At 59.7% G+C, this 8,036-nt stretch carries 6 protein-coding genes and 3 pseudogenes; 6 read left to right on the top strand and 3 right to left on the bottom strand.

Translation table 11 applies throughout. The annotated features are described in order from the left end of the window. The first annotated feature begins 406 nt into the window (after window positions 1-406). From IC66_RS46940 to IC66_RS0141500, 5 genes and pseudogenes are all read left to right on the top strand, one after another. Window positions 407-1,459 carry a KamA family radical SAM protein gene (locus IC66_RS46940; protein WP_016848546.1) on the top strand — a complete coding sequence of 351 codons (1,053 nt, stop codon included), beginning with the start codon at window positions 407-409 and terminating at the stop codon, window positions 1,457-1,459. Between the two features lie 7 nt (window positions 1,460-1,466). Then, a complete protein-coding gene (locus tag IC66_RS0141515; RefSeq protein ID WP_014498635.1) occupies window positions 1,467-3,089 on the top strand; it encodes a gamma-glutamyltransferase family protein in 1,623 nt (540 codons plus the stop codon). Then, window positions 3,086-3,949 (top strand): 7TM domain-containing protein, encoded by an 864-nt coding sequence (locus tag IC66_RS0141510; protein ID WP_014498636.1) that lies wholly within the window; start codon window positions 3,086-3,088, stop codon window positions 3,947-3,949. Before IC66_RS0141515 ends, IC66_RS0141510 begins: the two co-directional genes overlap by 4 nt. Further along, window positions 3,940-4,986: a D-alanine--D-alanine ligase family protein gene (locus tag IC66_RS0141505; RefSeq protein WP_038951321.1), complete on the top strand. Its 1,047-nt coding sequence runs from the start codon at window positions 3,940-3,942 to the stop codon at window positions 4,984-4,986. The genes IC66_RS0141510 and IC66_RS0141505 overlap by 10 nt, the downstream gene beginning before the upstream one ends. 552 nt (window positions 4,987-5,538) lie before the next feature. Beyond that, window positions 5,539-5,790, top strand: a pseudogene (locus IC66_RS0141500) (IS5/IS1182 family transposase); the annotation flags it as partial. On the opposite strand, the pseudogene IC66_RS44705 reads toward IC66_RS0141500, so the two are convergent. Both IC66_RS44705 and IC66_RS0141485 read right to left on the bottom strand, forming a co-directional pair. Further along, window positions 5,778-6,327: pseudogene (locus IC66_RS44705) on the bottom strand (transposase); the annotation flags it as partial. The pseudogenes IC66_RS0141500 and IC66_RS44705 overlap by 13 nt on opposite strands. 142 nt (window positions 6,328-6,469) lie before the next feature. Further along, window positions 6,470-6,799 (bottom strand): hypothetical protein, encoded by a 330-nt coding sequence (locus IC66_RS0141485; RefSeq protein WP_016848551.1) that lies wholly within the window; start codon window positions 6,797-6,799, stop codon window positions 6,470-6,472. Window positions 6,800-7,131: 332 nt separating this feature from the next. Between IC66_RS0141485 and IC66_RS45910 the strand changes: the two genes are divergently transcribed. Further along, window positions 7,132-7,458 (top strand): hypothetical protein, encoded by a 327-nt coding sequence (locus IC66_RS45910; RefSeq protein ID WP_162130962.1) that lies wholly within the window; start codon window positions 7,132-7,134, stop codon window positions 7,456-7,458. Here IC66_RS45910 and IC66_RS0141480 read toward each other — a convergent pair. Further along, window positions 7,367-8,036, bottom strand: a pseudogene (locus IC66_RS0141480) (transposase); the annotation flags it as partial. The gene IC66_RS45910 and the pseudogene IC66_RS0141480 sit on opposite strands and share 92 nt — an antisense overlap.

Genomic DNA, 8,036 nt, shown 5'->3' with positions numbered 1-8,036 from the left:
ACGACTCACGTTCCAAGAAAAGTGGGTACTAGTATTCACTCGCGTCCGGCTGGTGACACAATGTCGGCAACCCGACTCTGCGTCTCGTGCTGCGCAGAAGAGACGCATCATCCTATTGTCATTGAAGCTTAACTACACAGAGTCTCTGGTGGCACATCAATTGCTAGTCCAGACTTTGCCCGGGGATCAGTTCCGGTCCACGCGCTGGGGAGAATCAGCTATGACGAACAAGATGCTAGGCCGATCTGCGCAAGCTCGCGTCGCCACCGGAAGACGTCCGGTGGTCGAGATACCGTCCTCATCACAAGATCAACAAGGAGTTGTTCATGCTGACAACCCCGGAGGCGCGGGTTTGCGCACCTCATCACGGCCTATCGCGCACGGCCTGCGGCCGCACACCGCGGTCATGAATTTCATCGAGGGCGCGCGCGCCATTACCGAGAGTGAGCTGCAAGCCAACAACATCACGCAGTATCACGCCACAAATTTTTATCGCGATCAGATCACCAACAGTGGCTACTACGACCAGCTTAAATACATTGTAGAGCCCACAATTGCTGAGTTCAAGAGTCCCGGAAGTCTTGACACCAGCGGCGAGCATGACAATACCGTCGTGCCCGGGCTTCAGCACAAATACGCGCAGACCGGTCTGCTGCTGGTAACGGACCGTTGCGCGTCCTATTGCCGTTACTGCTTTCGCAAACGCATCGTCGGCAAGGACTCCGATGAGATCGCGCCCGATTTCGCCCGGGTCGCGCAGTATATCGCCGGCCATCCTGAGATGACGAACGTGCTGCTATCTGGAGGCGACCCGTTCGTGCTCAGCACCGCTAAGCTCGGCAAGATTCTTGATCATCTGCTACCGATCCCGCACTTGGAGTCAATTCGATTCGGCACAAAAATAGTCGCCTTCGCACCCAGGCGGTTTGAGGATCCCGCACTCCCGGCGTTGTTCCGGCGGATCAGTGAAGCGGGAAAGACCGCAGTGATCGTCGCGCATTTCGACCACATCGGCGAGATCTCGGTCGATGCGGAGCGCAACATTCGCGCGCTACGCGCACAGGGCGTGCAGTTTCTGAATCAGTCCGTGCTTCTGGCGAAAGTCAACGACGATCCCGAAATCTTGGCGGCGACCTTTGCAAAGTGTCACCAAATGGGCGTCCGCCCTTATTATCTTTTTCAAGGCAGGCCGGTGAAAGGCGCATCGCACTTTCAGGTCTCGCTGCGGCGCGGTATAGAGATCGCGCGCGGCATCAACCGACGTCTCAGCGGTATCCAGAAGACGTTCAAATACATCATGTCCCATTACACGGGGAAGATCGAGGTTCTCGACCTTGGTGCCGATGGCCGCGTGTATATGCGATATCATCAAAACAAGATTCCCGAAGAACTCGGAAAGGTCTTTTCCCGGCGGCACGTCGAGGGCGCCTGCTGGTTGGACGATTTGCCCGAAGGCTGAGATCGAAATGCGCGCGATGCTGATGCCCAACTTGGAGCGCGTGGAGCTCGACGGCCCTGCCGCTTCCGTAGGGCAGCGCCACGAGGCTGTGGTGACGGCTTTCCCGAACGCTACCGAAGCCGGGGTGGAAATCCTGCGCGCCGGCGGAAACGCGATCGACGCCGCTGTGGCCGCCGCCTGGGCGCTTTGCGTGTGCGAACCCAGTGCATCGGGTCTGGGCGGGCAGACCGTGTTGCTCGTCCGTTTTGCGGATGATCGAATTCGGATCATCGACGGACATTCCCGTGCGCCCGCAGCCGCTTCGCTCGACACGATCAAAGCGGGCCAGCAGCGGCGCGGGTATCGCTCCTGCACGATTCCATCGACTCCCGCGACGCTGGACTGGGCGCACAGGAAATACGGCGTGCTCAGCCGCGAAACTGTGATGGCGCCAGCGATCCGCATTGCGGAAGAAGGCTATCCGATCACGCCATTGCAGCACCGACAAGCCCGATGGGTGGCCGATGATCTGCGAGCATCGCCGGCCGGTGAGCTGTTTCTCCAAGACGGTCTGCCACCGGAAATCGGCCACATGTTTCGACAACCGGAGCTCGCGGGCACGCTTCGCCGGTTGGCCGATTTCGGCACCGAGGACTTCTATCACGGCGGAATTGCCCGGCAGATCGCAGCCGATATGCGAGCGGCCGGCGGTCTCATCACCGAAGAAGATCTAGCAAGCTGCGGTCCGCCCGCACAGGTGGAGCCGGTTTCGACGTCCTATCGCGGCCATCGGATTCTCAGCATCCCGCCGCCTAGCGGCGGACTGCAACTCTTGTTTGCACTTAACATCATCGCGCAGATATCAGCGACAAACTCGGAGTCATCCGACGATAGCTGGCACGAAGCGATCGCGCTCGCGTCATCCGCCGTCTTTCGCGAGCGGGAGCTCCGCCCGTTGCTGCCCGATGATCTCATTCCGCAATCGCGTCAAGGGCGGTTGAGCGAAGATTACGCGCGGCAAGTCGCAGATAGCATCCTGGCGCCGCAAAGTACCAAAGAGCTCGCGACCGACAGTGCCGAAGAACCGGGCGATACGACCCATCTTTCGGTCTGCGATCGAGATGGCATCATTGTAGTGCTGACACAGTCTATCCAATCGGTGTTCGGCGCCAAGGTGGCACACCGGGATCTGGGTTTCCTCTACAACAATTATCTGTGCACGTGTCCCCGCCTTTCTCACCCCTATGAGCTCGGACCAGGTTGTCGACCGCGCTCGAACATGGCCCCAACGCTGGTGTTACAGGGCGCCACCGGCCGCCCGCTCCTGGCACTGGGCGCCGCCGGCAGTCGACGGATCATTTCGGCAATTCTCCATGTCCTAAGTGGAGTCATCGACTTGGGCTTGGATATCACGGACGCTGTGGCGGCGCCTCGCGTACATGGACTGGTCGGTCGCAAAGTCTGGATCGAGCGGCCGGCAGCCAGCAATGCCCTGTTGGCAAGATTGCGCGCCCGTAACCGCATCCCAATCGTCAAATCACGACTCAATTTTGCGATGGGTTCGGTCAACGCGCTCCAACTCATGACTGACGGAAGCGCGAAAGGCGCTGCCGATCCCCGGCGTGATGGCCTGGTGGAGGTGCTCTCTTGAGTGAAACGTGCAGAAATAAGAATGCCTCGGCGGACGCCGCGCCAAAGACCGATTGGTTGCTCGTGGGCCTCTTTGTCCTGCCGCTCGGCGTAGCGCTCGCCAAACTGCCGATGCTATCGACTTCGTCCATCAGTGCGAGTTTTGTTTCGCTCACAGAGTTACCGGCCCAGTTCCACAAGTCAGCCGAGAGCGTGGTGTTCGTCTCCTTGGGAGCTGTCTTCGTCGTACTCTTTCGCCTCACTCTTGGCGTCAGGGTGCTGGGGCTTCTTCGGCCGATCTTGTTGGCGATGGCTTTCGATACCGTCAGCATCCCGATCAGCCTTGCCTTCCTGCTGTTCGTACTCCTCGTCGTTGTCGCCTTGCGGCCGCTGCTCAAGACAGACCACAGTTACGCGCGAGTGGCTGTGCTGTTGAGCTTGGCGGCAGCGCTGCTGTTTGCGCCTTTGACCGCGGGGGAATGGTGGCATATCGCCTGGCTTCGTGAGATTGCGTTCTTTCCGGTTATCGCCTTGTGTTTGACCTGCGAAAGCTTCGCAAAAGTGCTCGACCAAAATGGAGTCCGTGAAGCGATCTGGCGCGCCTTCACGACGGTGTTGGCCGCCCTCATCATCGTGGCTCTATCGAGTTTGCCAGGCACGTTGGAACTCTTCCTGCGATTCCCGGAACTGCTGTTGGTGCAGGCCGGGTGCATTTTGCTAATCAACAAGTATCTCGATTTCCGCTTGTTGGAAGGAGTGAACCCGCTCGTCGCCTGGCCTTGGGGCGCGGGCACTCCAGGCGAGCCGTCCCTCTCGATCTGCCAAATCCAGGCGAATGAACGTGAAAGCCGGCAACATACAGGGAGCAGCTCATGCGGGTAGCCGTCGTGTGGAACGATGATCATAGGGGCGTGATCAACCACTTCGGTCAACCTTGCCCGGAGAAATACGGCCGCAAGACGGTCGAAAGCGTGGTGGCGGCACTGCAAGAGGGTAACCACGACACGCTGCTGTGCGAAGGTGATAAAGGACTGCTCGCGACGCTTGAGCGGTTCATGCCACCCGATTCGCAAGCCCGCCCTTCAGGGATCGTTTTCAACATGGCGTACGGAATTCAGGGCGAGTGCCGCTACACGCACGTTCCGGCCATGCTCGAGATGGCTGGCGTTCCGTACACCGGCTCCAGCCCGCTCGGGCACGCACTGGCGCTCGACAAGGCCATTACCAAACAGCTCATCCGCGATTGCGGCGTGCCGACGCCGAACTTTCGTGTGATGCGTAGGGGCACCGAGAGTACCGGCGATCTGTGCTTCCCGTTGGTAGTAAAGCCGCGTCATGAATCCACGAGCTTCGGATTGCAGCTCGTATATGAGCCCGCCCAGTTGAGACAGGCCGTAGAAGTGATCGTCACGCAATATGCGCAGGATGCACTCGTAGAAGAATACATCGAAGGGCGGGAGATCTGCGTTGCCCTGCTGGGAAACGGAGAGCTTGAGGCGTTGCCTCTGGTGGAGCAGGACTTCGGCGAGCGCGAGACGCGTCTTATCACTTGGGAAGACAAGATGCACATGGCGGTCGTGGAGCCCCAGAAGATTTGCCCGGCGCAGGTCGGGAGCAATCTCGCGACAATACTGCGGGATATTTCGGTTGCGACCTTCCGCGCCTGCCGCTGCCGGGATTACGCCCGCGTCGACATCCGGATCGACCGCTCCGGGCACCCCTTTGTCCTGGAGATCAACTCGATGGCCGCACTCGGTATCGGCGCGTCTTATGTCCTGGCCGCGAAAGCCGCCGGGTACACCTTCTCGAGTTTGGTCAACGGTATCCTCGACGTCGCCCACGCGCGGTATTTCGGAACTGGCATTTCCCAGGCCGAACAACCGTCAAGTCGCGAGCGGATTTATTATGCCGCTGGGTAGTGTGTTGAGAGCTGTCACTTTTTGTCGATCGTATGGTTCGGCGGAGCAACAATAGCGATGTTTGCACAGGCAAATGGAGGGCGGTTTTCCTGCCGGACTCGAAACTGATGATGCAGACGATCGCTGAAGCTGTGCGCTCGGGTTGTTGGTGCCGGCACTTCCGGAGGGATGGGCGGAAACGGCTTGCGTGCGCGAAAGGACCTGGCGGGAAATGCGGCGACATATGCAGACCGCGATAACGACCGGTACCGACTGCCTCGTTATCTTAGCTTTACAGTTGGTGCGCCGGGAGACTGGCAAGGTGCATGGCTCGGATGTTTCAGGAGTCGTCATCTTTCGCAAGACGCTGCGACGAGATCAGCTCCTCAAATTCTTCGCTAGCCGCCCGTGAAGAATTCGGAAGCGATTGATACGTCGCGATGATTTAACCTGAGCAAGTATTCGATTTTGCAAGAAAGCCGGGGGGAGGGTCGGTTTCTTGCGTTTTGGGATACCGGATTTTGGTGGATCGTGATTCCTTTGACGGCAAGATTCGCTGTTGGAGAACGGGCCGTGAGTCAGCCGCGCGACGATCGCCAGGACGACCTATTTCGGGCTTCTCTGGATGCGATCATCAACCTTCGTCATCCGCTGGTGCGGCTTGCGGCGGAGATTGATTGGGATTTTCTGGCGAAGCGCTTCAGCTCGGTGTGTCGCACCGGGCCGGGCCAGCCGCCGCTGCCAACGAGGCTCGTGGCCGGGCTGTTCATCCTCAAACATATGCACAATCTGTCTGACGAAGCGCTGTGCGGGCGGTGCTTGGAATGGATGCCGTCGGCCCAGATGTAGATGTAGCGCTTCGCCGACAGATCGCGCTTCTGCCACGCGGCGTGCTCGTCAATCCGACGTCCTGCAGCCGGCCGATCGCGGATGCCGACAACCCGCCAGCATCGTTGCCGAGCAGCGCCGGCAGCGCCTCGGAGAAGTCGCCGGTCGAGATCCCTTTCAGGTAAAGGATCGGCAGCAGTGTCTCGATCGACTTGGAGTGGCGCATGTTGGCCGCAGCATCGACGGAGAGAACCGGCGCCCAGGTAGCGGCCGCCTCGCGAGCGCGTACACGCGGCCGGCGGACGGCGACCGGACCGATGCCGGCCATCACCTCGCGCTCCGGCAGGTGACCGTGGCGCGCGATGCGCTGGTGGCCGTCCGCGGTCTTCAAATCGGCATGCTGGCCGAGAAAGTCTGCGACTTTGGCCTCGACCGCCTTGGCGAGAAGGCACGTGCCCCGTTGCGCAAGACTTCTGTGAGTTGATCGTCAACGATTCCTGGCTGAATCGGCTGGATGACGTTATCGTTGGACACGGCATATCGCTCCTTCGGTGGAGAAGTGGAGGCGTCAAGCCCCCCCACGGGGTGCCGCCTTTGCGATTCCGCCGTCACCAACTTTCAGCGATAGCTCTCTTGCGCTTCCCGCGCACCGGCCGGTTCAATTCCAGAGGTGGCGCTACCTCACACCGATCTCATCCACCGCGTCCGCCAGCGTCCTCAGAAACGATTGGTGCCAATCATTTTCATCAGACAGCAGCCAAGCCGGTAGGCTGGCTACGTAGCGGCTCAGGGCGATTACGCCCGCAAGCGTAGTAGGCTTGGAGTGGATGAGCACGTCTGCATACTCCTCGAGAGCCAACCCTCTTTCCTCGCTGATCGCGTCGGCGGCATCAAACTCGGGACCTGCGACAAGTTTCGAGGATACCGATGCCGCGGCGGCGTGCTGCGCGGAAAGCTCGCGGTGACGCTCAATCACATCAAAAATCGTATCTAATTCAGTCGCCATGGCGCATTTGCCCCAGGCCACATCAGATCGGCACCAACCAATCTTGGTAGGTGCTTCCAGTCGTTCTCAGCGATACTGTCTGGTAGCGCCCTTGGAATTGAGCCTCTCGGGGAGGTGGTCGGTCTCGCTAATCCAAGGGCGAAGGCTGGCCACCGAAGTTTGCAGCGCGTGGTGGGGACAGCGCTTCCGGAGCCGTGAGCGCCGAGTCACCGCCGCCAACTTCACTGGCAGCGTGGGCGCGGCAGGAACAGCGGCGGGTTTTCACTCTCCACGGCGTCGAGTCATGTCCGCGTGCCTCCAAGTCCGCGTGTGCGCCGCAGAGTGGAGCAACCATGATGCCCACATTTATTGCCTCGTACGATCTAAAAGAGGCTAGGCCAGACCCGCACGAACACTTTCTTACAAATGCGATCGAGTACGGCTGGTTTCCCTGGATTCTGGACCATGACGACACTCTATTTACTCTTCCGAACACCACCTTGGAGGGTTCGTTTGTCGACCAAACGCAAGCGGTCGCAGCACTCAACGCAGCAAGGATAGAGACGGAAAAAGAGCTTGGGATCACGGTCATGATGGAAAAATGGATCGTTTCCCTCGGATGCGTTTTCGTTCTGCGAGGATCGCCTCGGCCCTGCCGAAGTAGGCATCGGCTGCTGTGAGGTTGTCGATGCTCTCATGATAACGGACGTGATTGTAGTGTTCGACGAAGGCCCGTACCTGACGTTCGAGATCACCGGGCAGGTAGTAGTTGTCGAGCAGGATGCGGTTCTTCAGCGTCTGATGCCAGCGCTCGATCTTTCCGCTCGATCTTTCCCTGGGTCATGGTACGGAGCGCCGCGCACATGCTGCATGCCCTTCTGGTCGAGCCACTTGGCCAGATCGTCCGCCACGTAACTCGAACCATTGTCGCTGAGAAGCCTTGGCCGGTGCGCGACGGCGATGTGGTCAAGGCCGGATACAGCGAGTGCCTGGTCGAGGGTGGCTGTGACGTCGGAAGCGCACATGGTGGGACCAAGCCTCCAGGCCACGATGTAGCGCGAGAAGTCGTCAAGCACGGTCGAGAGATAGTACCACCCCCATCCGGTGATCTTGAGGTAGGTGAAGTCGGTCTGCCAGAGCTGACTGACGGCCGTCGTCTTGTCCTTGAACTCGTTCGCGGCCTTGATCACCACATAGGCCGGGCTGGTGATGAGGTCATGCGCCAGAGCTGGCCCCGGTTGTTTGGACAGCGCCCCGC

Source organism: Bradyrhizobium genomosp. III, assembly GCF_000261705.1.
GTDB lineage: Bacteria > Pseudomonadota > Alphaproteobacteria > Rhizobiales > Xanthobacteraceae > Bradyrhizobium > Bradyrhizobium ottawaense.
This window is presented reverse-complemented; position numbering and strand designations above follow the sequence as displayed.

Coding starts and splice junctions, on each gene's coding strand:
- IC66_RS46940 (WP_016848546.1), top strand. CDS start 407: ATGAATTTCATCGAGGGCGCGCGCGCCATTACCGAGAGTGAGCTGCAA.
- IC66_RS0141515 (WP_014498635.1), top strand. CDS start 1,467: ATGCGCGCGATGCTGATGCCCAACTTGGAGCGCGTGGAGCTCGACGGC.
- IC66_RS0141505 (WP_038951321.1), top strand. CDS start 3,940: ATGCGGGTAGCCGTCGTGTGGAACGATGATCATAGGGGCGTGATCAAC.
- IC66_RS0141485 (WP_016848551.1), bottom strand. CDS start 6,799: ATGGCGACTGAATTAGATACGATTTTTGATGTGATTGAGCGTCACCGC.
- IC66_RS45910 (WP_162130962.1), top strand. CDS start 7,132: ATGATGCCCACATTTATTGCCTCGTACGATCTAAAAGAGGCTAGGCCA.